25 protein-coding genes and 2 riboswitches are annotated in these 24,150 nt (G+C 42.4%); of the genes, 13 read left to right on the top strand and 12 right to left on the bottom strand.

Annotated features, from left to right (window positions below; translation table 11 throughout):
* Positions 1-31: 31 nt before the first annotated feature.
* Positions 32-544 (bottom strand): gamma carbonic anhydrase family protein, encoded by a 513-nt coding sequence (locus tag A6755_RS21680; RefSeq protein WP_034314889.1) that lies wholly within the window; start codon positions 542-544, stop codon positions 32-34.
* Positions 545-626: 82 nt separating this feature from the next.
* Between A6755_RS21680 and A6755_RS21675 the strand changes: the two genes are divergently transcribed.
* Complete coding sequence (locus A6755_RS21675; RefSeq protein ID WP_134402171.1) at positions 627-1,592, top strand: NAD(P)H-dependent flavin oxidoreductase; 966 nt, start codon at positions 627-629, stop codon at positions 1,590-1,592.
* Positions 1,593-1,786: 194 nt separating this feature from the next.
* Here A6755_RS21675 and A6755_RS21670 read toward each other — a convergent pair whose 3' ends face one another.
* Positions 1,787-1,921 (bottom strand): YjcZ family sporulation protein, encoded by a 135-nt coding sequence (locus A6755_RS21670; RefSeq protein ID WP_063591921.1) that lies wholly within the window; start codon positions 1,919-1,921, stop codon positions 1,787-1,789.
* A gap of 215 nt (positions 1,922-2,136) precedes the next feature.
* On the opposite strand from A6755_RS21670, the gene A6755_RS21665 reads away from it, so the two are divergent.
* The 5 genes from A6755_RS21665 (at position 2,137) to A6755_RS21650 (ending at position 6,620) form a co-directional block, all read left to right on the top strand.
* Complete coding sequence (locus tag A6755_RS21665) at positions 2,137-2,880, top strand: metallophosphoesterase family protein (RefSeq protein WP_063591920.1); 744 nt, start codon at positions 2,137-2,139, stop codon at positions 2,878-2,880.
* Between the two features lie 98 nt (positions 2,881-2,978).
* Complete coding sequence (locus A6755_RS28015; protein WP_255256801.1) at positions 2,979-3,107, top strand: hypothetical protein; 129 nt, start codon at positions 2,979-2,981, stop codon at positions 3,105-3,107.
* A gap of 206 nt (positions 3,108-3,313) precedes the next feature.
* On the top strand, positions 3,314-4,237 hold the full coding sequence (locus A6755_RS21660) for a cation diffusion facilitator family transporter (RefSeq protein ID WP_034314883.1): 924 nt from the start codon (positions 3,314-3,316) through the stop codon (positions 4,235-4,237).
* Between the two features lie 273 nt (positions 4,238-4,510).
* Positions 4,511-5,200, top strand: a complete 690-nt coding sequence (locus A6755_RS21655; RefSeq protein ID WP_034314880.1) for a response regulator transcription factor — start codon at positions 4,511-4,513, stop codon at positions 5,198-5,200.
* On the top strand, positions 5,190-6,620 hold the full coding sequence (locus A6755_RS21650) for a HAMP domain-containing sensor histidine kinase (protein ID WP_241637007.1): 1,431 nt from the start codon (positions 5,190-5,192) through the stop codon (positions 6,618-6,620). Before A6755_RS21655 ends, A6755_RS21650 begins: the two co-directional genes overlap by 11 nt.
* Before the next feature lie 54 nt (positions 6,621-6,674).
* Here the strand turns inward: A6755_RS21650 and spx are convergent, their stop codons facing one another.
* A complete protein-coding gene (gene spx / locus A6755_RS21645) occupies positions 6,675-7,070 on the bottom strand; it encodes a transcriptional regulator Spx (protein ID WP_034314875.1) in 396 nt (131 codons plus the stop codon).
* A gap of 243 nt (positions 7,071-7,313) precedes the next feature.
* Here spx and modB point away from each other — a divergent pair, with 243 nt between their 5' ends.
* Positions 7,314-7,967: a molybdate ABC transporter permease subunit gene (modB, locus tag A6755_RS21640; protein WP_034314873.1), complete on the top strand. Its 654-nt coding sequence runs from the start codon at positions 7,314-7,316 to the stop codon at positions 7,965-7,967.
* Here the strand turns inward: modB and A6755_RS21635 are convergent.
* Positions 7,929-8,408: a GNAT family N-acetyltransferase gene (locus A6755_RS21635; RefSeq protein ID WP_063592656.1), complete on the bottom strand. Its 480-nt coding sequence runs from the start codon at positions 8,406-8,408 to the stop codon at positions 7,929-7,931. The two genes, modB and A6755_RS21635, sit on opposite strands and share 39 nt — an antisense overlap.
* A 116-nt stretch (positions 8,409-8,524) precedes the next feature.
* Between A6755_RS21635 and A6755_RS21630 the strand changes: the two genes are divergently transcribed.
* Together A6755_RS21630 and A6755_RS21625 are read left to right on the top strand one after the other, a co-directional pair.
* Positions 8,525-9,016 (top strand): hypothetical protein, encoded by a 492-nt coding sequence (locus tag A6755_RS21630; protein ID WP_063591918.1) that lies wholly within the window; start codon positions 8,525-8,527, stop codon positions 9,014-9,016.
* Positions 9,017-9,213: 197 nt separating this feature from the next.
* Positions 9,214-9,411, top strand: a complete 198-nt coding sequence (locus A6755_RS21625) for a cold-shock protein (protein WP_028393295.1) — start codon at positions 9,214-9,216, stop codon at positions 9,409-9,411.
* Between the two features lie 41 nt (positions 9,412-9,452).
* On the opposite strand, the gene A6755_RS27275 is transcribed toward A6755_RS21625, so the two are convergent.
* The 4 genes from A6755_RS27275 to A6755_RS21610 form a co-directional block, all read right to left on the bottom strand.
* Positions 9,453-9,620, bottom strand: a complete 168-nt coding sequence (locus tag A6755_RS27275; RefSeq protein ID WP_174878755.1) for a hypothetical protein — start codon at positions 9,618-9,620, stop codon at positions 9,453-9,455.
* A 120-nt stretch (positions 9,621-9,740) separates the two neighbouring features.
* Positions 9,741-10,160 carry a flavodoxin domain-containing protein gene (locus A6755_RS21620; protein ID WP_063591917.1) on the bottom strand — a complete coding sequence of 140 codons (420 nt, stop codon included), beginning with the start codon at positions 10,158-10,160 and terminating at the stop codon, positions 9,741-9,743.
* Complete coding sequence (locus A6755_RS21615) at positions 10,150-11,202, bottom strand: ribonucleotide-diphosphate reductase subunit beta (RefSeq protein ID WP_063591916.1); 1,053 nt, start codon at positions 11,200-11,202, stop codon at positions 10,150-10,152. Before A6755_RS21615 ends, A6755_RS21620 begins: the two co-directional genes overlap by 11 nt.
* Before the next feature lie 45 nt (positions 11,203-11,247).
* Positions 11,248-13,545 (bottom strand): ribonucleoside-diphosphate reductase subunit alpha, encoded by a 2,298-nt coding sequence (locus A6755_RS21610; protein ID WP_084738036.1) that lies wholly within the window; start codon positions 13,543-13,545, stop codon positions 11,248-11,250.
* Positions 13,546-13,683: 138 nt separating this feature from the next.
* Positions 13,684-13,864: riboswitch (cobalamin riboswitch) on the bottom strand.
* A 293-nt stretch (positions 13,865-14,157) separates the two neighbouring features.
* Between A6755_RS21610 and A6755_RS21605 the strand changes: the two genes are divergently transcribed.
* Complete coding sequence (locus A6755_RS21605; RefSeq protein ID WP_034314865.1) at positions 14,158-15,087, top strand: manganese-dependent inorganic pyrophosphatase; 930 nt, start codon at positions 14,158-14,160, stop codon at positions 15,085-15,087.
* A 99-nt stretch (positions 15,088-15,186) separates the two neighbouring features.
* Here A6755_RS21605 and A6755_RS27270 read toward each other — a convergent pair whose 3' ends face one another.
* The 3 genes from A6755_RS27270 to A6755_RS21590 all read right to left on the bottom strand — a co-directional run bounded on the left by A6755_RS27270 (position 15,187) and on the right by A6755_RS21590 (position 19,395).
* A complete protein-coding gene (locus A6755_RS27270) occupies positions 15,187-15,333 on the bottom strand; it encodes a hypothetical protein (RefSeq protein ID WP_153246080.1) in 147 nt (48 codons plus the stop codon).
* An 85-nt stretch (positions 15,334-15,418) separates the two neighbouring features.
* Positions 15,419-16,876, bottom strand: coding sequence for a SulP family inorganic anion transporter (locus A6755_RS21600; RefSeq protein ID WP_063591915.1), 1,458 nt, complete (start codon positions 16,874-16,876; stop codon positions 15,419-15,421).
* 966 nt (positions 16,877-17,842) lie between these two features.
* A riboswitch (cyclic di-GMP riboswitch) is annotated at positions 17,843-17,933 on the bottom strand.
* Positions 17,934-18,183: 250 nt separating this feature from the next.
* The gene (locus A6755_RS21590) at positions 18,184-19,395 is read right to left on the bottom strand and encodes an MFS transporter (RefSeq protein ID WP_063591914.1); all 1,212 of its coding nucleotides are present in this window, start codon (positions 19,393-19,395) and stop codon (positions 18,184-18,186) included.
* A 200-nt stretch (positions 19,396-19,595) separates the two neighbouring features.
* Between A6755_RS21590 and A6755_RS21585 the strand changes: the two genes are divergently transcribed.
* Both A6755_RS21585 and A6755_RS21580 read left to right on the top strand, forming a co-directional pair.
* Complete coding sequence (locus tag A6755_RS21585; RefSeq protein WP_063591913.1) at positions 19,596-20,903, top strand: CitMHS family transporter; 1,308 nt, start codon at positions 19,596-19,598, stop codon at positions 20,901-20,903.
* A gap of 172 nt (positions 20,904-21,075) precedes the next feature.
* Complete coding sequence (locus A6755_RS21580; protein ID WP_063591912.1) at positions 21,076-21,708, top strand: superoxide dismutase family protein; 633 nt, start codon at positions 21,076-21,078, stop codon at positions 21,706-21,708.
* 301 nt (positions 21,709-22,009) lie between these two features.
* Here A6755_RS21580 and trhO read toward each other — a convergent pair whose 3' ends face one another.
* Complete coding sequence (trhO, locus tag A6755_RS21575) at positions 22,010-22,975, bottom strand: oxygen-dependent tRNA uridine(34) hydroxylase TrhO (protein WP_063591911.1); 966 nt, start codon at positions 22,973-22,975, stop codon at positions 22,010-22,012.
* Between the two features lie 141 nt (positions 22,976-23,116).
* Between trhO and A6755_RS21570 the strand changes: the two genes are divergently transcribed.
* Entirely contained in the window at positions 23,117-24,133 is a 1,017-nt protein-coding gene (locus tag A6755_RS21570; protein ID WP_244889704.1) for a nitronate monooxygenase, read from the top strand.
* Positions 24,134-24,150 lie beyond the last annotated feature (17 nt).

The raw sequence follows: 24,150 nt of genomic DNA, 5'->3' as shown, positions 1-24,150 counted from the left end.
GCTGAAGCTCTTTTCAAATTCCTTGCAATAATTAATCGAGTATCCCTTTGAAGTCTTTCCCTTTTTGAACATATGTATCGATGGAAAGTTGGATTAATTCAAGATCTTTATCATTCAATCTGCGAACCACTTTCCCTGGGGAACCAATGACCAGTGAACGTGGAGGTATGATTTTGCCAGAGGAAATCAATGTGTTCGCTCCGACGATGCATTCTTCGCCGATCTCTACATTATCCAATATCGTTGATCCCATACCGATAATGGAGCGTTTACCTATTTTACAGCCATGCAGGATGACATTGTGACCGACCGTCACTTCATCTTCAATGACAACCGGGCATCCTTCAAATAAATGAATGGTGGAGTTATCCTGAATACTGCATTTTTCTCCTATTGTAATTGAATCTTCATCACCGCGCAGTACGGAATTAAACCAAATGGTCGAGTCTTTCCCAATCGAAACATCGCCGATTAAATGAGCACCGGGTGCCACGAAAACGGTATCATCAATGGATGGTTTTTTATTATTGTACGGAATAATCATAGTCTCGCTCCTTTTTTCAAAAAGTCAGAATTGTTTTTCTAATGAATATAGTATAACATTAAATTGACTGGGAGGGATGAAAGTGAAATATATTTGTGAACTTTTTGAGATAAAATATCCAATTATTCAAGGCGGCATGGGGAATATAAGCAATGCAAGTCTTGCGGCTGCAGTATCCAATGCAGGGGGCCTGGGAACAATAGGGTGCGGCACCATGACCCCTGAACAGGTAGAAGCCATCATTCTCGAAACCAAAGATAAAACCAATTACAATTTTGCGTTGAACATTCCAATAAACGTTAGTCCATATACAGATGAGTTAGTGAATCTTGTCCTGAAGCATGATATACCTGTAGTTTCCTTATCTGCAGGTAATCCTGCCCCTTTCATTCCACTATTGCAAAAAAAGAATATAAAAGTGATTGCCATCGTTGCGTCAGTCAAGCACGCACAAAAAGCGCAAGATGCAGGGGCAGATGTGCTGGTCGCGGAAGGGTTTGAAGCCGCCGGCATCAACTCGAACCTGGAAATGACGACGTTTACACTCATTCCGCAAATCAGCAAGCATGTGACGCTTCCCGTTCTGGCCGCTGGCGGAATAGGCAATGGGCAGGGATTGGCAGCTGCATTGATGCTGGGGGCTTCAGGCGTCCAATTGGGAACCAGGCTGATTGCTACACAAGAAGCACCGTTCCATCCATCATATAAGCAGAAAATAATCGAAGCGATGGGCAATGATACAGTAATTTTGGGCAGATCATTTGGACAGGTCAGAAGGGTATTGAAGGACCCATATACCGAGAAAGTGCTGGATCTGGAGAAGCAGGGTCTGTCTCCTGTGAATTATCGTGAAATGACCTCTGAAGTCCATCATATTAATGGAGCGATGAACGGGGATGTTACCAATGGTTTTATGAACAGCGGCCAGGTTGCCGGATTGATTGACGATATACCCACGGTAAAGGAATTACTTGATGGCATGATGAAAGATGCGAAAAAACAAATGGAGGATGGATTGAGCAGGCTCTCTGCCCCTTTTATGATTTGAGTGCGGAAGGTACCTAATTTGCCAAACGTTCATGCCTAGAAGAAACATCTAAAAGTTTATAGATCCTTCCTAATATTATGTAAAAAAAGTTTGAAGAGGGAAAGCCTCTTTGGAATAGTAAAAACAAAAACTAAAAAGTCAATCCATTACAAAAAAGGCGCCATGATCAGGCGCCTTTTTGATTTATGTCATTATTAGCAGCATCCGCCGAAGCCGCCGCCGAATCCCCAACTGCATCCAATGATGATCAGCAAGATGAATAATACGATCAGCAATGCGAATCCGTTATCGAAACCGACGCCACAACATTCGTTACCATTTCCACCCATTTGATTTCCTCCTCATATATATTATGAATAACATACCTAGCAAAACATCTTTACCGGGAATACTTCATACTATGTATTCTAGGCCGAAGTGTTTGCTTATTCATAAAAAATGGGCGTGGGCAAACCAAGGGATTAAGCCCGAATATTTTTTTGATTTCGTTTTGAATGTTATAATATACCATGTGGATTGTGGAGGAAGGGAGCTGAATTAAGTCATGAAAGTTGCCATTATAACGGATGTGCATGGTAATGCTTCAGCGTTAAAAGCCGTCCTTAGGGATATTGATCAAAGGGAAAAAATAGATCGTCTCTATTGTTTGGGAGATATGGTTGGGATTGGCCCGGATACAAATGAAGTCCTTGAACTTTTATTTTCAAGAAATGATTTAACGATGATAACTGGAAATCATGATGAAGCTGTCCTGGCCATCATTAACGGGGAGCCGCATCCGGACGGTCATATTCATGTTAAGGAGCATCATGAATGGATAGCTGAAAGGATGCAGCGGAAATTCATAAATGAATTGGAAAAATTGCCTCGAACCATACATCATATCATTAATGATCACTCCGTTTACTTCACCCATTATCACATGGAATCGAAGAAATTGGATGAGCACATAAGCCAAAATCCATATAGTAAAATCGTTGAACCGAGTTTAAATAACTTGGAAATGCTTTTCAAAGATCAGCATCACGATTTAATAGGATTCGGACATCATCATCCTATCCACCTTTATAAAAATGACCGAACGATATTCCTGAACCCTGGTTCTCTTGGCTGTAATGGTGAACCAGTTGCTCCTTATGCCATTGTTTCAATTGAAAATGCGGGTATTCAGGTAAAGCTTGAAAAAGTGGCCTATGATAATACATCGTTCCTATCATCGTACCAAAGCTTACAAGTTCCAGAGCGTGAATTCATTATACGTGCCTTCCATGGCGGGCAGCAGGCCTAAGACGTTTATAAAAGATGAAGGTTGGGGAAATGTTGAGCATAAAGGTACATGCCTGCGGATACGCTAATAGGCAAACAATATGAAGCTGGAGGTAGGTCATGAAGGAAAATGAACAGGTAATTCAAGAGCAGGAAGAGATGGAACGGCATAGTCTTGTCTGTAATGATGAATTGTTTAATAAGGATCTGTATGCCATTGTCGATGATACGATGCAAGAGGAAAAATAAACGGGGAAAACGCTGCAGGAAATGTCTGTAGCGTTTATTTTTACTTTGAATTGGTTGAAGTCCGATTTTTATTTTTAGTAAAAAATCACTTCCTGCCCGTTTGATCGCTCTTTTTGCAGCCAGTGAATCCCTGAAGTGAATCATTTGAAACCAATCTGGATTTATCCCATACTATATATAAGTTTCAAATCGAGAGGAGGGATGGCATGGGACATCATCATGGTCACTCCCATGATCATGGGCACGGACACCACCATTCTAACAATAAAAAAGCATTGTTGGCATCTTTCTTATTAATCTCCACATTTATGATAGTAGAGGTCATTGGGGGATTCTTGACAAATAGTCTGGCTTTACTGTCGGATGCAGGTCACATGCTTAGCGATGCGGCAGCATTAGGGCTTAGTTATACAGCGATAAGGTTGGGGGAAAGGAAATCGACATCGTCCAAATCGTTTGGGTATAAACGGTTTGAGATCATTGCTGCTTGCTTGAATGGATTGACATTGATCGTCATATCCGTATTCATTTTCTTTGAGGCAATTAAGAGGTTCCTGGATCCTCCTGAGGTTCAAAGCATGGGAATGCTAATGATTTCAATTATCGGCTTACTTGTTAATGTCATTGCCGCCTGGATTTTAATGAGCGGAGATAAGGAAGACAATCTGAATGTGCGAAGTGCTTTTTTACATGTCATTGGTGATATGCTTGGATCTGTGGGTGCCATTGCGGCCGCACTCTTGATTTATTTTTTCGATTGGGGAATTGCAGATCCGATTGCGAGCGTCATAGTCGCGATTTTAATTATTATCAGCGGTTTTAGGGTAGTAAGGGATTCTTTCCATATCTTGATGGAGGGCACACCAGATCAAGTCGATATGGATGAAGTGAAAGCATCCCTGGTAAAATTGGACGGTGTATCCGATGTCCATGATCTCCATATCTGGACGATCACTTCTGGTTTTTTGACAATGAGCTGCCATGTTGTCATAGATGAGAACGGTAATCACGATTCAGTTTTAGCAGAAGCGCAAAAACTACTTCATGATCAGTTTGGAATTGAACATAGTACGATCCAAGTGGAAAGGCAGGAAGCGGGCTGTCCAAATCCACACGAGACATGTAATTGAAAAGGCTGGCTCAGTTTAGAGCCAGCCTCTTTAGAGTGTAATGAGGAGCTCATGGTTTTTCTGTATGATTTTTACGATCACATAGCGGCATTCCTGTTAAAATGAATCGAGATCACTTATACAAAGTTACGAAGTGAAAACACCGGTTAATATTACTGCGAACATAATCCTGACACATAAAAAGGGTAAAATCGAGGGAAAAGGCTTGGTGTTTTTTTATAAATAGCATATACAAAATAATTCCACTATAATTCAGGAAGGAGGAATCCATATATGAAGAAAATTCTTGTAGTAGAAGATGAAATTGCCATATCGATGGTATTGAAAGCATATTTGGAGCGGGAAGGTTTCGATGTAGTCCAAGTTTACGATGGGCTAAAGGCCATTCCGGTGTTTGAAGAAACGAAGCCAGACCTTGTCCTGCTTGATGTCATGTTGCCGGGTAAGGAAGGCTGGGATATATTGAAGGAAATTCGGGAGGACGATACATGTCCGGTTATCATGTTGACTGCACTGACAGATGTCGATTACAGATTATCGGGATTTAAGTCAGGTGCGGATGATTACATCTCCAAACCCTTCGTTGCTGAAGAAGTCGTGGCCCGGGTGCATGCCGTTTTAAGAAGATCATCATCGGTTGTTACGGAAGATGGTCATGTACACGAGTTTGGGAGTTTAATCATCGATGATCTGTCATATATGGTGCATTTGAATGGGGAAGAGATAAACTTGACGCCGCGTGATTTGTCTCTTCTCGTTTTTTTCGCTAAGCACCCTAATCAAATTTTCACGAGGGAACAGCTGCTCGACCAGGTGTGGGGCATGGATTATGACGGCAGTGACCGTGCGGTGGACCTGGCGATCAAACGTATCAGGAAGGCGATAGATGCATGGCCGGTAACTGAGGGGGAAATAAAAACATTGCGTGGATTGGGGTATCAATTGAGTGTCTATGAAAACTAAAAAAAGAACCACTTTACAACGCTATTGGACAAAGAGATACGTATTGACCTTGATTTCCGGTTTGATATTATTGTCTGTTTTTTCCTTATGGTGGATGGAAAAAACGGCTTTGGAATATAGGCTCAGCCTTCTAAAGTACTTAGCGGATGAAACATCCGATCGGGCGATAAAGGAAAATGGCCAGATTGTCGTTGGCCCGATCCTTTCGGAAATTGTTGAGGAACGGGAGAAAATCCTCCATCTGAATCAACAGCCAATCATCTATATCGTCGATCCCGATGCCACCATCATATATACGATGCCGCAGTTGTATATCGATCCGGATGAAAATAAACTCCCGGACGTCATCATGAAAAATACGGAGTTGGTCCAGAAGGTCAAGATTTCCGACAACAAAGTATATGTCGTCAAATCCCCCATTACGTTCAATGATGAGACGAGAGGCTGGGTGGTCATTGCCCAGGAAGAAGGGGCATTGAAGGAAATCAACCAAGATCATGGTTTGTTGGCGATAATGATTGGAGGACTTCTGATTCTCGGAACGGGCGTCATTTATTTTCTTTCCAGGCAGATTTCGCGCCCCATCCAAGACGTAGCTAACGCCGCGGTCCAGGTTCGTGAAGGCAACTATGATATCCATTTCAAAGAGGAAGAGGAAATCAAGGAAGAAGAAATCTATGAACTGATAGAATCATTTAAGGAAATGACCAATCGATTGAAGGTCATGGAGAAGTTGCGGGCGGAATTGCTCGCGGGCGTAACCCATGATTTGAAAACGCCAGTCACTTCCATTAGCGGACTGATACAAGCGGTGAAAGATGATGTCGTCAAGGGAGAGCAAAGTAAGGAATTCCTCGATATTTCATTAAAGGAAACTCAGCGTTTACAAGGTATGATAGAGGATTTACTCAATTATAATGCCATATCGGCAGGCGCTTTTAAAATCCGGTTGCAAAAAGAGAATATCAATATATTCATCAAGGAAATCGCTTATCGCTGGCAGGTGACCCAAGATGATGATCAAGCGTTCGCTTTGGAGATAAACGTTCCTGATGAACCGGTCTTTGGTCAAATTGATTCTTTGCGAATGCAGCAAATCGTCATTAACCTTTTGAATAATGCCAGACATGCACTTGACGGCAAAGGCAAAATAGCGATTCATCTATATGAAAAGGATGAAGAACGAATCTGCATTGATGTTCTGGACAGCGGGCGGGGGATTCCAAAGCATGAACAACAATATGTGTTCGAACCATTTTATCGAGGCGAAAACAAAAAGTTAAAGGTACGCGGTTTAGGTTTGGGACTGCCATTCAGTAAGATGCTCGCAAAAGCGCAAAAGGGAGATCTTGTGCTTAAGGATAGCAATGAACAAGGCACCATCTTCACGATTGTCATAGAAAATGCGGATCAAATATAAAAAAGGGTTGTCCTGGGAATGGACAACCCTCTTATTATGCAGAATGCTAACTAATTAAGCTAATTGGCTGATTGCCCGCCATAATTGTACATGACGGACCTTCCTTGGAAGGAAGCGTCCCATTTCCTCTTCATTATATCCTGCATGCAAGTTCTTATGATCGAAAATGATTGGCCGGCGAAGTAAATCCGGGTTATCTTGAATAAGTTTGCAAAGATCATTAAGCGGTGTATTATTTATATCGATATTGAGGCTTTTGAATTTTTTGGAACGGGTTGAGATGATTTCATCTGTCCCGCCTTCCGTTTTACGTAAAATCTCTTTTATTTCTTCTATGGAAAGAGGTTGGGAATATAGGTTACGTTCATTAAAGGAAATTTCGTTCTTCTTAAGCCAAGCTTTTGCTTTACGACAGGCTAAACTGCTTGGAGTAGTATAAATTGTTACCATTAAAATCGACTCCTTCAAAGTTTTCAAGTTTATTGGAATGAAATAATTTTTATATTTGTGATACTCTTACTTTAACGTTTCTTTGTGTCAGCAAGATGTCAAGAAAAATAAACTTAAATGTTATTTAAAAGGAAAGGGAGAAAATGAAATGAAATCTGCCTTTAATGAAAAAGAAACGGTTTGGGTAATGAAACCGAATAAGGACCTGCATATGCCGATATTTAATAGTGGTGCAGAAGTATCATGACAGGGGATTTTTGGTCACCAGTCAGGCTATCGATACAAGTAGCGGGACTAGCGGGTATCCTTGTTTTCATTTTAGGAATTTTCCTTGCGCGAATGATGGCTAAAAAGCAATTCAGGGGAAGAGTCCTGTTGGAAACAGCGTTTTTATTGCCGCTTGTTTTGCCGCCGTCCGTCATTGGTTTTTTATTGATCGTGATTTTTGGCAAGAATGGACTGCCGGGACAATTCATTGAAAGGGTTTTTGACCAGCCCTTGATGTTCACCTGGTGGGCTGCGGTCATTGCATCTACCGTGGTAGCTTTTCCGCTAATGTACCAATCCGCTAAAACGGGCTTTGAAGGTATAGATGAAGAAATTGAAAATGCAGCAAGGGTTGACGGGGCCGGGGAGTGGAGGTTATTCCTGTTTGTAACCCTCCCATTGGCGGTCAAATCGATCGTCACAGGTACCATCTTGAGTTCTGCGCGTGCGTTGGGGGAATTCGGGGCCACACTCATGTTTGCCGGAAACATTCCCGGACAGACACAAACCATACCGACAGCAATTTATATCGCCATGGACTCCGGGAATATGACATTGGCCTGGCTATGGGTTGCCGTAATCATTGTCATTTCATTCATTATGCTTTTTATCGTGACATACATAAAATGAATGCTGTTTTTCGTAAATGCTTATGGATAGGCGAGGTGCGGCTTCTACGTCCTCTTTATGGGTGAATCCGTTTTTTTCGTAAAGGTTTCGTGCTGGAAGGTTCATTTTACCGGTCGAAACGGAAATTTTTTCCCAGTCGACATGTAATTGAAGAGCATGCAACAATGCGTCCGCAATACCCTGCCGAAAATAATCAGGATGGACGACCATTCGGCAAATTAGCATTTGGCCATTCTCTTTAGTAAAAGATATGGCACCAGCTAAGGCATCACCCTTTAAATAGCATAAAAACGTTTCATGGCAATGTATGAATTGTTCATATGTTTCCAATAGAGGAGGTATATCGGCAAAACCGATCATTTCCGCTTCCACCTTATAGGCTTCTTTCTGCAGTTTAAATAGCTGCTGGCCATAGTCTGATTCCAGGTCCCGAATTCTCATGATCAAATCCTATCACTCCTTTTCATTACATTATAATGGAAGAGGGGGATTATTGTTTCTAATCAGTCTGTGTTATAATCGACAAACAATATGAACTAATGAAATGAGGAAGAAATTTGTTAACATTTGAAGAAAAATTGAGCATCATTGAAACTTTTCCGGAATTACAGCGAAAAGACGTTTCATTGGGACGTGTGAACTTCCATTATCCAGGTAGCGTCCAGGAGAAAAAGATCGTCGTTCAGCACTTGCATCCCAATGGAAATGGGTTCGTTTACGCAGGGCATATGAGAAAAAAAGACACTGACCGTAAAGGGTTTATCAATATACGTGACTATAATGAAGCCGAATTAAAAGAATTGATCCAAAGAAGCGTGGATTACTTATCTGAACCCCCGGCTGAAATCGAAGAAGAGGAAAACGAGTTCGCTAGGTTGGAAGGGGCATGGATTGGCCCTGAAAAGCAAGAGCTTACACTTCAAAAGGAAGACCTGCTTTGGAATGTTTATTCAGGGTCGAATCTTGAGGAATGTTTCGAAAGTCCGGTTGAGGCGGAGCGCTACTTATTGGACGAAGGCTTCCGACAAAGCAAGAAGAGGAATATGTAGAATTTTAGGATAATTTGTCGGTTGATTTACGGCGATAATCTTGTTTTTTTAGGATTTTCCATGATATAATATGAGTAATTATTTTTGTTCGGAAAAGTTTGATAGAAGGATTTACTGTAATAGGATTCCTCTTGAAACATTATCCAGAACCAAAAATAGTAATAAAATGGATTTTTCCAAACACAGGAGGAACTATCATGGTACAAGGTAAAGTAAAATGGTTTAACGCAGAAAAAGGTTTCGGTTTCATCGAAGTTGAAGGCCAAGACGATGTATTCGTACATTTCTCAGCTATCCAAGGTGAAGGCTTCAAAACGCTTGAAGAAGGCCAAGAAGTTTCTTTCGAAATCGAGCAAGGCGCTCGTGGACCACAAGCTGCTAACGTTCAAAAATAATTGAACGCATATAAAAAAAAGACTCCGATTTTGGAGTCTTTTTATTTTTCCTTTTTTTCGGCGATTTCCTTTAATGCTTTGTCCAATTTTTCTTCGATCCGTTTAGTACGATTAAAATGCCCTGACAGGAAAAATACGATGAATATAACGAATGCGACAAGCACTAGCATGAAAAGGACAGGCAGGAACTGGGTTATATTCTCAGTCAATGGATATCATCTTCTTTTTTCTTCCATTATACTTCATGCTTACCGTTGCTATGATTAAGGGAGCCGAGTTTTTAAAAAAACACTGAAAGGGGATATGCGAAAACGCATATCCCCTTTCAGTCAGTTCTGGAATAGCGAGGCGAACTTTTGAAGTCTGTGCAGGTCTGATTCTTGATACATCTGTTCTATCTTCAATGTCACCAATAACTGGCTCTTGGCAAATAGCATGTCCCGGAACTGATCGACCGCCCCACAAAAATGATTATAGTTGGTTTCGCCAGTGCCGAAGACTCCCGTTTTCAGGCGAGCAATAGGCAACTGTTCCAGTTCTTTATAAAAGGCAGCTGATTTAGCGGGAAGCTCCCCATTGCCCCATGTATAGGTGCCGACGATCAAGGCATCGTAATCCGGCAATGTACGTAAATCGAATTCATTCATTCGATATAGAAAAGCCTCAGGTAAAAGGGCAGCGAGGGCTTCGGCAAGCGCTTTTGTATTGCCGCCGGCAGAATGATAGACAATGGCAATTTTACAGCTCATCGAACCCATTGCTGGCATTTACTTGACTGTAAGTCCTTGACTTCTGTTCGAAGAAATCGGTTTTGGTAAGGCCGATGGATTCATCATCGAACGTTTTGATCCATGGCATCGGGTTCTCGCCATACTCTTTATACAAGTTTTCAAGGCCTAGCATCCGTAACCGTTTGTTGGCGATATATTCGATGTACTCATTGAATTCTTCCAAATCGAGATCGGCTTTCGTTTGGATATCTTCGAGCATATATTCAGACCATTCCTTTTCGAGTTCGACTGCCTTTTCAATCGTTGTATAGATGAACTTCGTGTTTTCTTCATTATTTAACTCAGGATATTCATACATCAAGATTTGAACGAGCATGCCAATGAAATCGAAATGGACCATTTCATCACGATGAATATAGGATATCATCGTAGCTGAACCGGTCATTAAATTTTGGCGTCCTAGATTATAATAAAAGGCGAAAGCCAGATAGAAATAAATCCCTTCAAGGTTCGTTGAATGGATCAGTGCCTTGAATAAATGCTGAGGGCTGGGGTCGTCCACGAACGTTTGATAAGCATCAACGATCGGTTGGTTACGCTTAATCACTTCAGGATGTTCTTTGATGCGGTCGAAAAGCTGTTTTTGCTTGCCTACTGGAATCAAGGAAGCAAGGATATAGGAATAAGACTCATTATGGATCGATTCCTGCTGGGCCATGTTGGCCAGGATAGCTTTTGCCGCCGGATCTTTGATGTACCGAAGGATTTCTACTAAAGTGGGCGTTTGAAGACTGTCCATTCCGGCAATCATCGTAAGGATATCGAGAAAAGCGTCCTGGATATCTTCATCCAATTCGCCCCACTGCTTTTTATCCTGAATCATGTTCACGCTCGAAGGCTTCCAAAAGTTATTGATGAGCTGTGTATAGGTATCATAGAATTTTTCATACTGTATATCGTTCCAAAGGAGGAAGCCTGAAGCTTCTCCTTTGAAAACACCGGTTGCCTTTGTTGGATGCGTCGGTTCGAGCATCCGAATTTTTTTTATATGATTGGTCATTCGGGAAAACTCCTTTAAGAATAGATTACTGGGTCATGATTGACATTAACTTGAACAGCTTTCGCAGGCATTGTCATATTCGGAAGACGTCGAACGAACATAATACGTTGATTTCAACCCGCTTTCCCATGCCGTTAAATGGATATCCAACAGGACCTTCGCTTTGATTGTATTGTGAACATACAGATTAAAGCTGATTGCTTGGTCAATATGGCGTTGGCGGGCTGCGTTCTGTCTGATGCTTTCCAGTTGATCCAAATTGAATCGCGTCTTTTTATAATATTCATACGTATTTGGCGTCAAGCCTGGTGCGGTCACCTTGAATTTGAAGTTTTTCTTTTCTTCGTAAAATTCAATTTCATACAAAGGATCGATTCCATCCGTGGAATTACCGATTTTGGCTGTCGATGAATTGGGGGCAATCGCCATTAAATAGCCATTACGGGTACCGTGCTCCTGCACGTCTGCTTTTAATTCCAGCCATTTTTGATCTGTATAGTCACGCAGTTCGAAATAGTCCCCTGTATGCCAATCAGAACCTTCAAAATATGGGTAAGATCCTTTTTCCTTGGCCAATTCGTTGGATGCCTTGATAGTTAAGTAAGCGATCTTTTCGTATAAAGCATCTGCATAGTGAACAGCCTCATCGGATTCCCAATAAATATTCTGTGTGGCAAGTAAATGATGCCATCCAAACGTTCCTAAACCAATTGCCCGGTACCGTTTGTTCGAGATGGATGCTTGTTTGACAGGAAGATTATTCACATCAATGACATTGTCCAGCATACGGATCTGAATGGGAATCAATCTTTCCAGAACATCGCTGGCCACCGCTCGGGGCAAGTTAATGGACGAAAGGTTGCAGACAACGAAATCCCCGCTTTTACGAACCACAACAACATCTCCATCTTCTGTTTCATATTCATCCGTGATCGTCGAAGGGCTTAGGTTTTGGGCAATCTCCGTGCAAAGGTTAGAACAATAAATCATACCTTTATGTTTATTCGGATTCTTCCGATTCACTTCATCGCGGTAGAACATATACGGTACGCCTTCTTCTAATTGAGAAATCATGATGCTTTTCATGATGTCCATCGCATTGATTTTTTCAAAGCTATAGTTTGGAAGCGTGCCATTTTCTGCGGCCTCGACAGCAAGTGCATAATGATTCCTGAAGCTTCCTTCGCCTTTCTTTTCGTCATAAAGATCTTCAAGTGAAAATCCAAGGGTTTGCTTAACGGTATGCGGATCGAAAAGATACCATTCTTTTCTGTCGCGTACAGCCTCCATGAATAAATCCGGTATGCATACACCTGTAAAAATATCATGTGCTTTTAATCGGTCATCCCCGTTTTGAGTCTTCAAATCGAGGAAGCTCATGATATCTTTATGCCAGGCATCCAAGTAAATCGCGATGGCACCTTTACGTTGACCCAATTGATCGACACTTACAGCTGTCTGGTTGAATAGTCGAATCCAGGGCGTCGTGCCGGAACTGTTTCCAGAGAAACCGCGGATATCGGAACCAAGCGAGCGAACCTTACCTACGTAAAGACCGACACCGCCGCCGAATTTAGATACTTTTGCCGCATCGTAGTTTGATAGGTAAATTCCGTCAATGGAATCTTCAATTGCGTCGATAAAGCAGGAGCTTAACTGTCCATGTGTTTTACCTGCATTGGAGAGTGTAGGAGTCGCAACGGTCATATAAAGGTTGGACATGGCCCAGTATGCTTCTTTTATCAGTTGCAGGCGGTGCTCCGTTTTTTCCATTCGCATGATTTCCATCGCGATGATCATGAAACGTTCTTGCGGCAGTTCGAAGACCTTGTCCTTTTTTGGGCGGGCCAGATAACGGTCATTCAATAAGTAGATGCCTATGTAAGAGAATAATTTATCTTTTTCCGGGTCGATCACCGACCCCAATTCCTCAATTTCCGCTTTTGTATATGAAGATAGCAGTTCTGGTTTATAAATGGGATAACGCTGACCTTCCGATAGCTGGGAGAGTTCTGTGATCAGCTCATAGAATGGGCCATAACTCTTGCCTTCATAACCTCGATTGGCTTGTGCATCCCTATACATTGTATTCAATAGTTCTGCTGCAGCAACGAAAGTCCAATCCGGAGCATCGATATCCACGCCTTCAAGAGCGAGCTGAATCAGTTTTTTTGATGCCTGTTCTTCGGTTGAGTCACTTTTGCGATCAAGCCATTTTGTAAAACGCTTTTTGAACTTTTCCATATCGAGACGGCCTTCGAATTCCTTCGATAACATCTCAAGCTGGATGGATTTCGCTTCTGTGCCATTTTCACTTATGGTAGAGTTATATGTTTGAGTCATTAATAATCCTCCTTGTTAACTTCCGCTAAAATAAAAAAACCGCCCAAAGAATTGAGCGGATCAAACGATAGAATAAAAGAGGCATGAAAAAATAGCCGTTATACTATCGTTTCATCATCTCAATCCCCGAAGAATAAGAAACGTGAAAAATTCAAGGTAGGTCTCCTGACTCATGATCATCCTACTTTGAGTCCTTCCCGTATAGAGAGCTATACAGTGGTTTTCTCATTTCGTCACATTTACAGTTGCGGGGACAGTTCCGGGTTTACACCGGATTCCCTTTTCAGCCATCACTGGCACCTTGGATTATAAAAATTCTATATATAGTTATTGGAATTGTTTATGTAATCAATATCTAGTATTTCTGCTTATATTATCGTAAGCCATATACGATGATAATTCAACTAATATATTTGAAAAAAACCAACCCTTATCTATTGACAAAGTGATGGAAGAGGGTGGGCGAATGAAAGATTTTATGGGGGAATGGATAAATCAAGCGCTGATTTTACGGGATTTTGTGTTAAAATAAAGTGTCTAGTAAAGGTGGCTCTCCGTTATTGCACTGAGGGGATTCGCGGAAAAAATATTTATGAAAAAGGGGATAAAATCTTGGAAAAAGTATTAGTTTTTGGACATAAAAATCCGGATACAGACACAATCTGTTCAGCAATCGCTTATGCAGATCTTAAAAAACAGCTAGGTATCAACGCTGAACCAGTTCGTCTGGGTGAAGTGAATGGTGAAACTCAATATGCATTGGACCAATTCAAATTCGATGCTCCCCGTCTTGTGGAAAAAGTTGCAGGGGAAGCTGATGGCGTAATCCTGGTCGATCATAACGAACGCCAGCAAAGCGCTGAAGACATTGACCAAGTCCGTGTGTTGGAAGTTATCGACCATCACCGTATCGCTAACTTTGAAACAAGCGATCCATTATATTACCGTGCGGAACCAGTTGGCTGTACGGCAACCATTTTAAATAAAATTTATAAAGAAAACGGCATTGAAGTCCCTAAAGCAATCGCAGGTCTTATGCTGTCTGCCATCATTTCCGATTCTTTATTGTTCAAATCCCCGACTTGCACGGAGCAGGACGTTGCAGCAGCAATGGAACTGGCTGCCATTGCGGGAGTCGACGCAGAAAAATATGGCTTGGAAATGTTAAAAGCAGGAGCTGACTTGAGCGACAAAACGATTGCCCAGCTCATCACTCTTGATGCCAAGGAATTCTCCATGGGAATGGCTAAAGTGGAAATAGCACAGGTCAATGCTGTTGACCCGAACGAAGTCCTTGCTAAGCAAGCTGAATTGGAAGCAGCGATTGAAGCGGTCATCGCAGTGAAGGAATTGGACTTGTTCCTATTCGTCGTAACGGATATCCTGACTAATGATTCCGTTGCCTTGGCCCTTGGTAAAGCGGCATATGCGGTTGAAAAGGCATATGACGTTTCATTAAACAATAACATCGCCGTCTTGGAAGGCGTTGTATCGCGTAAAAAACAAATCGTGCCGGTCTTAACCGACGTATTCAGCAAATAATACAGGAAAAGGGTTGCTCATTAAAAACATGGGCACCCTTTTTCTGTACATTCAAAAAAAGACTCAACCATCCCATTAAGGGTGTTTGAGTCTTTTTTCTTAATTTAAAGATTCCTTTTCTTTTTCATAGGCGATGACAATCAATTCTTTATTGGCTTCCTCGCCAAGTTTGCTTTCAAAGCTTTTCAGTTCATTCAATAAATCCGGTGACAGATTTGCTGCCGTATAATCCTGCTCAGGTGTCATGCTTTTCGCTCCTTTCAAAAGGAAATGATTCATGTTATCTATTTTGTCGGTTTGAAAAGTTTCTATTCAGCAGAATTTTACTTCTTTAAGATATTTTACTTTCTGAGGTGGCGAGTTTTTCAAGCAATTTCGAACTTTCTTCATCGAGTCCTTGGACTTGGACAGGTATTCCCAAGAGCTGATATTTAAGAATAACCGTATCGACAGCACCGACTGCCGAAGCATCCCAGATCTTGGAATGGGAGAAGTCGATGACGATTGCATCGGCTTTTTCCTTGAAGTCGAACTTTGAAATAAAGTCCTGGACAGAAGCGAAAAATATTTGTCCGCTGATACGGTAAGTGATTTTCTTAGCCTGGATGTCTGCCGTTTTCTCTACTGCCACTTTAGAAATTTTAGCCGAGAAGAAAATCATGCTCAAAAGCACTCCGGCAAATACCCCTTTTGATAAGTCATGTGTATAAAGGACAATGAGGACCGTCACGATCATCACGGCTGCATCCGACTTAGGAGCTCTAGTGAGCCTCTTTAGGGAAGACCAGTCAAATGTCCCGATTGAAACCATGATCATGACTGCGACAAGTGCAGCCATCGGTATTTTGATAAGGACATCATTCAATACCACGATTAATACCATAAGGAATGCGCCCGCTACAAATGTCGAGAGCCGGCCCCTTCCACCAGATTTAATGTTGATACCGGATTGGCCGATCATCGCACATCCTGCCATGCCGCCAAAACATCCGGCGATGATATTCGCAATCCCCTGACCTTTGGCTTCCTTATTCTTATTACTGTCCGTGTCAGTCATCTCATCGACAATTTGAGCCGTCAATAACGATTCAAGCAGTCCAACAAACGCAAGGGCAATGGAATAAGGGAAAATGACCGTCAAAGTTTCGAAGGTCAAAGGGATGTCTGGAAGCATGAACATCGGAAGCGCTTCGGTCAATTGCCCCATATCCCCAACCGTCCGCACCGTAGCCCCCGTGGTAACTGCAACGATCGTCATGAATATGATGGCGACAAGTGGTGAAGGTATGACTTTCGTGATCAGCGGAAAAAGATAAATGATAGCTAATGAAACGGCTGTCATGACATACATGATCCATGTTTCGCCCACGAAATGGGTGAGCTGTGCCGTGAAAATCAAGATGGCTAAAGAATTCACAAAACCAGTCATGACCGGCTTCGGAATGAACTTCATTAATTTCCCGATTTTTAAAACCCCTAGTAAAATTTGCAGCAAACCAGTCAATATTGTAGCAGCAAGTAAATAGTTCAAGCCATGATCTTTAACAAGCCCGACCATGACGAGTGCCATTGCGCCAGTGGCAGCCGATATCATTCCCGGCCTTCCGCCGACAAAGGAGATGACGATGGCAATGCAGAATGAGGCATATAGACCAACCATTGGGTCAACGCCAGCAATGATCGAAAAGGCAATCGCCTCCGGAATCAATGCCAAGGCAACGACAATTCCCGATAGAACATCTCCTCTAACGTTGCCGAACCATTCCTTTTTGTATGCAGATGTATTCAAAGAAACATTCCTTCTTTCTTTTATATGTGTTCATTTCTTTTTTAACGCACTAAATTATAGCATGAGTCCTTTATTCTATCTATATGGATAATATAAACGACAAATCGAGGGCTATTCATTTCTTATCGTACGTAGGAAAAATGCTTTAAGAGAGAAGAATTGGTGCAAAAGGTGATTGAGCTATCATGTGAGGGAAGTCACTTATATGGAGGTAGGCGAATGCATACAGGTCATGCTTGTAATAAAGTCAGTCGAATTGGATTTCCGTTAATGGCTGGCCAGTTTTGACGTAAGGGGCTCCTATAGGCTTTTGTAAAATTCCCGCTAAGGGAGAGTGGAGTAAAACGGTAGAGATCAATTTCATAATTATAAATCAAAATAACATGGATTTCCCTTTCCTGCTAGCTTTACACCACCGGTTGGAACCGATTAATGACATTCTAGAAATGGGTTTTAGAACTATCGAAACGCCGATTCAATCAAATGATTACTTCATGATTTATATCTTATCGAGCCCGTTATAGGTTGACCGTACATTTACCATTCGTATAATGAAAAAAAATCGTGCTTAAACTGTGTCAATATGTGGGCAGGAGGTAAGAGAGTTTTTTTATATATATGGAAGTGGTGAGGATGGAAAGGCCAGCTCTATCAAAGTTTAGGAGTATGAACCGTCCTTGTGTTAAGAGGCTATTCCTCATCGATGATACTGGATTTACATAAAGGACATGTTACTTCTTTATAATGCTTGAACCTGATCTTTCGAAGGTCGCTTCTGGATAACATTGCGAATGCATTATATCTTGTGCCGCATGCACAAGTATTTTTATCTTTAACTATGTGTCTCTCATCCGTAGTAGCTGAATAAATGGTTGGAAAGAACATATATAACCCTCCTTGTATTAATTTTAGGCAAATTAAAAAGGGGCAAGAAATTAATTATAAAGTGATCCATTCAAGAAAAATCTTGGCAACCCGGCTGCCGTGACAACTAAGTTATTGGTTTAGGCCCGTGGCTTTGCGTCTTTTACTTTCATAAAATTTGCCTGAATTAATCTTAACATAAAGTTCGATGGGTTATGAAGTGCTGGAAAAATACTTATCAGTTTGTGGGTGTGTCATAAGGGTTGGTGGACTTTACGGATAAGCATGAACGTGACCCCTTCAAATCTTCTGCCTTGATTTCTCTTCGATCATTTCCCATATACAAAAGGCTCCAGAAGCATCCAGCACACTACAGCTGTATGAGCATTAAACGGGAAAAGCCTGCTTAAAGATGGAAGCAGGCTTTCTTGCCAAAAATGTGATTAATGTGATCTGGCCAACTCCGGATTGCGGTGCATCGCGAAATAGAGGACAAGTCCGGCTATGAGGAGTAACGTGCTGGTCGTGATGAAGACGGCAGAGAATCCGTAGAAACCAGCAACCATTCCGCCCATTGCGGGTCCGATGATATTGCCTAAAAAGCGCAGGCTCGTATTGTACCCAAGCACTTCCCCCTGCATTGCGACAGGCGCTTCTTGGCGAATGTAGGCAATCCTTACAGGGATGATGCCGCCTATTGCCATGCCTAGTATGAAACGTACAAAGACAAGCTGCCAAAAATGATTGATGAAGGCACCGGGCAAGTAGACAAGAGCTGTCAGAAAAAGAAGCAGCACAAGAATCTTCACATGTCCATGCCGATCACCAATCTTGCCCCAGTGACGCGCCATCAATAAATTCCCCAGGCCTGCTGCAGAAAAGGCGATTCCTGAATAAAAACCAAGATTGGAAGTTCCATGCAGCTCACCAACGTATAAAGAAAGAATGGGCTGGATGCTGAAGTGGGCAACTTGGACAAGCGTGGAGATGAGCATGACATTCACCAAGATGGGATTCCTTATGATATGTGAGAGAACCTCCCTGCTTGTATAGCTCGACTTCGTTCCCTCCTGCCGCTCCATTCGGTACTCCTTGGTTGCAAAAACAAGAAGACCAGAGATGAAAATGGTGATGGAGGTGAATTTAAAGGCGGTTGAATAGCCTAGTGTGTCTGCAAGCACGCCGCCAAGCAATGGTCCGAAAAGGGAACCGGTTATATTTCCCGTTTGTAAGGTTCCCAGTACACGTCCGGCAATTTCTTTTGGTGTCTGTGTTGATATGAAGGCCTGGGACATGGAAATGAAGCCAGTGAATATTCCTGTGAACATCCTTAGGACGAATAGCTGCCAAACATTTTCGACGAATCCCATCAGGAAGATGGACAGGCCCATCCCAAAGGCGCAGGCAATCAAGATTTTCTTTCTGCCATACCGGTCACCAATCCGTCCCCAAATGGGTGAAAATAAAAAGGCTGTCACGAAAGTGATTCCAAAAGTCCATCCGGACCAATGCTGGATATATTGAGTCGAATAATCTCCGAATGTACCAATGTATAAGGATATGAAAGGGAGAACCATCGTCATGCTCCCGCCTATGAAGAAATTGGCGAACCACATGATGAAAAGATTCCGTTTTGCTATTTTATGAGCGTTCATTTTACATACAACACTTCTTTCCTCCGAAAAAAACTTCGGGTTCCTAAATAATAGTATACAGAAATTAACTAATTTATTAAACGAATTTGTTTAACAGGTTTTTTAATGAATGGGCAAATGGTATAATGTGAAAATACTGATTTTTCAGAAAAGTCAAATAAACAAAAGGTATACATTTTCCAATTAAAGGAGTTTTAAACATGTTGACGATTTTAGGGTTTTGTATGATTTTAACGTTTCTGGTCTTGGTCATCACGAAGCGTTTATCAGTGGTTGTCGCTTTTATCTTCACGGCGATAGCTTTTGGTCTGATTGGTGGGTTTGCTTCGGAAATGGGAGATATGATGGTTGCGGGTATTTTAAAGGTGACACCGACAGCAGTCATGATCGTTTTTGCTATTCTGTATTTTGGTTTAATGATTGACGTTGGTTTATTCGAGCCCATGATCGCTAAAATACTGAGTTTTGTAAAAGGAGATCCGCTAAAGGTTGTCATGGCAACCGCCATTATAACCATATTGGTAGGTTTGGACGGAGACGGTTCTTCTACATTCATGATCACTGTTTCGGCCATGCTGCCGCTTTATATCAAATTAGGGATGAACAGGCTCGTATTGGCATGTGTCGTTGGTTTGGCCGCTGGCGTCATGAACATGATTCCATGGGGCGGTCCTTTGGTCAGGGCGGCCGCGAGCCTTCAGGTTGAAGTATCGGAGTTATTCATTCCTCTTATTCCGGTCATGGTTTGCGGTCTTTTATGGACGCTTTTTTCGGCATATGTACTTGGCAAAAAGGAAAGGGAGAGATTGGGAGTCAGCTCCTTGGAGACGAACATCCAACCTGGTATGGGCGAGCAGGCTGCAGCTGTTGAATCCGCACCTCAAGGAACATCCAGGCTTTTTTGGTTTAATTGGTTCTTGACGATTTTACTGATGGTATTGCTGGTGATGGAAGTGCTGCCGATCCAAATCTTATTTGCCTCCGCTTTTGCGATTGCACTATTCGTTAACTTTCCTAACCCAAAAGAACAGCAGGAAAGGATTTTAAGTCATGCCAATAGTTTCGTGATGATTTGTACACTCATTTTCGCAGCTGGGATTTTTACGGGTGTATTCACGGAAACAAAGATGATGGACTCGATGGCTGCTTCAATCGTAACTGTCATTCCGGAGTGGCTCGGGGCACATTTGCCACTGGTGGTAGCGCTGACGAGCATACCGATGGGGTTCATTTTTTCACCTGATGCCTATTATTTTGGCATTTTGCCAATCATAAGTGAAACGGCGTCGAACTTCGGCATTGCCCCTGTAGAAATCGGAAGGGCGGCATTATTAGGTCATTCGACTGCAGGGTTCCCCTTATCGCCATTGGTGCCTGCAACATTCATATTGATTGGCCTTGTAGGCGTGGATTTTGGGGATCATCAAAAATTCCTGTTTAAATGGGCGTTTGGGACAACGATCATCATGACGATCGCAGCCATTACTTTCGGGGTCATCACTTTGTAAAAATGTGAGCCCAATAAGCTATATTGTAAAATCCTTGTCTGTGAATTTAGTAAGGTATTCACTCTCATTGGTGTAATCTTTTTTCCTATTTATGACGCTATTTGTTTATTCTTCCATAATAGTGGAAAGTAATAAGAGGAAGATACATATAAGAGAGTGGAGGGAAGTTATCATGAACTATAAACAAAAACTTATACTGCCTATGTGTGCTGCCTTTTTACTGTATGGATGCAATTCAGCGGATGATTCAAATGAGGCCGGTAATGATGCCGAGGACATGACTACAGTGGGACAAGGAACAGATACAGAGGTTGATCCGCAGGTGAAAGCGGAAGTTAAAGATGTAGAAGGTAAAACACTTGGGACGGTGAACTTTACCGCTGAAGAGAATTCTGTAGTGATCGAGACCGCTTTGGAAGGTCTTGAGCCAGGCTATCATGGATTCCATGTTCACGAGAACGCAGCATGTGAGCCGGATGCCAAGGATGGCCCTTTCACTACAGCGGGAGGGCACTTCAACCCAACTGATGAAACGCATTCTAAACACGCAGGTGATATGCCCCCTTTATATGTAAAAGAAGATGGGACAGCAAAATATACGGCAACATTGGATAACATGACAATAGACCAACTGAAGAAAGAAGAGCTGGCTGTAATCGTTCATGCTAATCCAGACAACTTTGCCAATATTCCTGACCGCTATGAAGCCAATGGAGAAAAAGGGCCGGATGCAGATACTTTGAAAACTGGTGATGCAGGCGATAGACAAGCTTGCGGGATTGTTGTAAGTGCAGAGGCAAAATAACATGAGAAGAGCGATTCCCCTAAAGAGGAATCGCTCTTTTTATGTAGGTAAGACTGGTGACCGCTAAAATCTTAAAGCGGAAACCATTCTTTTTACGTTTTAAGAAGGTTTTTTCTATTGTGATATAGAAGTAAGAATGGAAGTAATATTGCAGTAAAAGCAGATGGCATTAAAAGATCATATTTAATTCTTGCAGTGGAATGGAAGTCCAAGGCATAGGTTTAATATAGGAAAATAAGATTTGGTTTCGATAAAAAAACCCGAACAGGGATCATGTCCACTGATTCGGGTTTGCTAAAAATCATTTTGCCGTAATGGAATCTTCGATTAGCTGTAATCTCTCAGCCACTTCTTCTTCAGAAAGGTTATGCTCGACTACATAGCGATTACGCGGATGCACTCGGCATTCATGGGTACAGCTGCGCATATGTTTGTGTTCGTTCTCTTCGCTGCAAAGGATTTTCTTGTTGCATTCAGGATTAGCGCAATTGACATAGCGTTCACAAGGTTCGCCGGAATAAATATCGCGTCCGACAATGACATGTTCCTTTTGATTGATAGGTACGGCAATCCTTTCATCGAAAACATACATTTGGCCATCCCATAGCTCACCTTGGACTTCGGGATCCTTCCCGTATGTTGCGATGCCGCCATGCAGCTGGCTTACATCTTCAAAGCCTTCTTCGACAAGCCAGCCGGAGAATTTCTCACAGCGGATACCGCCGGTGCAATACGTTAGGATTTTTTTGCCTTCGAACATTTCTTTATTTTCCCGTACCCATTCCGGAAGTTCACGGAAATTCGTGATTTCTGGCTTGATTGCACCCCTGAAATGTCCTAAATCAAATTCATAGTCATTTCTGGCATCAAGGACGATGGTGTTTTCATCTTGCATTTGCTCGAAGAACTCCTTCGGGCTCAAGTATTTGCCTGTCGTCTTGTTCGGGTTGATGTCGTCTTCCAAGCGAAGCGTTACAAGTTCATTGCGTGGACGAACATGCATTTTTTTGAAAGCATGGCCTTCAGCTTCATCTATTTTAAACACGATATCGGCAAAGCGGGGATCGCTTTTCATCATGTCCATATATTTTTCGGTTTGTTCGATCGTACCTGAAACCGTTCCGTTGATACCTTCTGAAGCCACCAAGATACGGCCTTTCAATTCAAGGGCTTTACATGCCGCTAGATGCTCGGCTGCGAATTCTTCGTGATTCTCGATAGGTACATACAAATAATAAAGTAATACTCTATATGGTTTTGTTTCCATTTTTTATTTACCACCTATGTTTTATATTTGCAAGATATAAAGGGTGATCATTTAGACACTTTTCTCTTACAGATAATCATTATACCAAGAAAACGTAAAAATGATAAGGGCATGAAGAAAAATCAAGAGGAGTTGTATCGAATGTTGAAAGAGTTAATGAGATATCCAATCATTCAGGCACCGATGGCAGGAGGGGCTTCCACTCCAGAGCTTGCGGCTTCAGTATCCAATGCAGGAGGATTGGGCTTTCTCGCAGCTGGCTATAAGACTGCGGAAGAGATGAAGGACGAGATAGGGCAGACCCGTCAGTTGACTGAACGCCCTTTTGGCGTGAATGTATTTGTGCCAGGCAACGAGCCGGTGGATGAAAATATATTATCTGGCTATCGTGATAAGATCGAAACAGAGGCCGAGAGCGTTGGGGCTGAGATTGGAAAAGCCGATAGTGATGACGATGATTGGGGAAATAAACTAGATGTATTGAAGGGGGCTGGGGTCGCGGTCGTCAGTTTTACGTTTGGATGCCCAACGGAATATGTAATAAGGGAGCTCCAAGATGTCGGTTCCCTTATAGCCGTGACAGTAACCAACCTTCAGGAAGCAAAAAAGGCGGCGGGGGCAGGTGCGGACGTTCTATGTGTGCAGGGGTTTGAAGCAGGGGGGCACAGGGCCAGCTTTGATAACTGCACAGAAGATGATTACGGCCTTTTAGTATTGATTCGGATGATAGGGGCTGAGCTGGACTTACCGATCATTGCTGCAGGCGGACTGATGCATGGAAAGGATATCGCAGCCGTGCTCGAAGCGGGAGCAACAGCGGCGCAATTGGGTACCGCTTTCCTTCGCTGTCCCGAAAGCGGGGCAAGTCCGGTCCATAAGGCGGCGCTGGGAAATCCCCGATTTACCAAGACTGCTGTTACCCGAGCCTTCAGCGGCCGGAGGGCACGCGGGTTGGTGAATCACTTTTTAACGGAATATGATAGTGTTGCACCGGTCGCCTATCCTTATGTCCACCACATGACCAAACAAATGCGAAAAGCAGCCGGACAAAAGAACAATCCTGAATTGATGGCTTTGTGGGCAGGACAGGGTTATAAGTTGAGCAGGGAACTTCCTGCATCGGAATTGGTTGAACTGCTTGTAGATGAATTAAACTGAGGAGGGTTTGGATGCTG

This window comes from Peribacillus frigoritolerans, assembly GCF_001636405.1.
Lineage (GTDB): Bacteria > Bacillota > Bacilli > Bacillales > DSM-1321 > Peribacillus > Peribacillus frigoritolerans.
Note: the sequence above shows the minus strand (reverse complement) of the source record. Positions and strands in the feature narration are given on the sequence as shown.

What these genes read in the sequence shown, in the direction of transcription:
- A6755_RS21680 (WP_034314889.1), bottom strand. Translation starts at nt 544, where the DNA reads ATGATTATTCCGTACAATAATAAAAAACCATCCATTGATGATACCGTT.
- A6755_RS21670 (WP_063591921.1), bottom strand. Translation starts at nt 1,921, where the DNA reads ATGGGTGGAAATGGTAACGAATGTTGTGGCGTCGGTTTCGATAACGGA.
- A6755_RS21665 (WP_063591920.1), top strand. Translation starts at nt 2,137, where the DNA reads ATGAAAGTTGCCATTATAACGGATGTGCATGGTAATGCTTCAGCGTTA.
- A6755_RS28015 (WP_255256801.1), top strand. Translation starts at nt 2,979, where the DNA reads ATGAAGGAAAATGAACAGGTAATTCAAGAGCAGGAAGAGATGGAACGG.
- A6755_RS21660 (WP_034314883.1), top strand. Translation starts at nt 3,314, where the DNA reads ATGGGACATCATCATGGTCACTCCCATGATCATGGGCACGGACACCAC.
- A6755_RS21655 (WP_034314880.1), top strand. Translation starts at nt 4,511, where the DNA reads ATGAAGAAAATTCTTGTAGTAGAAGATGAAATTGCCATATCGATGGTA.
- A6755_RS21650 (WP_241637007.1), top strand. Translation starts at nt 5,190, where the DNA reads ATGAAAACTAAAAAAAGAACCACTTTACAACGCTATTGGACAAAGAGA.
- spx (WP_034314875.1), bottom strand. Translation starts at nt 7,070, where the DNA reads ATGGTAACAATTTATACTACTCCAAGCAGTTTAGCCTGTCGTAAAGCA.
- modB (WP_034314873.1), top strand. Translation starts at nt 7,314, where the DNA reads ATGACAGGGGATTTTTGGTCACCAGTCAGGCTATCGATACAAGTAGCG.
- A6755_RS21635 (WP_063592656.1), bottom strand. Translation starts at nt 8,408, where the DNA reads ATGAGAATTCGGGACCTGGAATCAGACTATGGCCAGCAGCTATTTAAA.
- A6755_RS21625 (WP_028393295.1), top strand. Translation starts at nt 9,214, where the DNA reads ATGGTACAAGGTAAAGTAAAATGGTTTAACGCAGAAAAAGGTTTCGGT.
- A6755_RS21620 (WP_063591917.1), bottom strand. Translation starts at nt 10,160, where the DNA reads ATGAGCTGTAAAATTGCCATTGTCTATCATTCTGCCGGCGGCAATACA.
- A6755_RS21615 (WP_063591916.1), bottom strand. Translation starts at nt 11,202, where the DNA reads ATGACCAATCATATAAAAAAAATTCGGATGCTCGAACCGACGCATCCA.
- A6755_RS21610 (WP_084738036.1), bottom strand. Translation starts at nt 13,545, where the DNA reads ATGACTCAAACATATAACTCTACCATAAGTGAAAATGGCACAGAAGCG.
- A6755_RS27270 (WP_153246080.1), bottom strand. Translation starts at nt 15,333, where the DNA reads ATGACACCTGAGCAGGATTATACGGCAGCAAATCTGTCACCGGATTTA.
- A6755_RS21590 (WP_063591914.1), bottom strand. Translation starts at nt 19,395, where the DNA reads ATGAACGCTCATAAAATAGCAAAACGGAATCTTTTCATCATGTGGTTC.
- A6755_RS21585 (WP_063591913.1), top strand. Translation starts at nt 19,596, where the DNA reads ATGTTGACGATTTTAGGGTTTTGTATGATTTTAACGTTTCTGGTCTTG.
- A6755_RS21580 (WP_063591912.1), top strand. Translation starts at nt 21,076, where the DNA reads ATGAACTATAAACAAAAACTTATACTGCCTATGTGTGCTGCCTTTTTA.
- trhO (WP_063591911.1), bottom strand. Translation starts at nt 22,975, where the DNA reads ATGGAAACAAAACCATATAGAGTATTACTTTATTATTTGTATGTACCT.
- A6755_RS21570 (WP_244889704.1), top strand. Translation starts at nt 23,117, where the DNA reads ATGTTGAAAGAGTTAATGAGATATCCAATCATTCAGGCACCGATGGCA.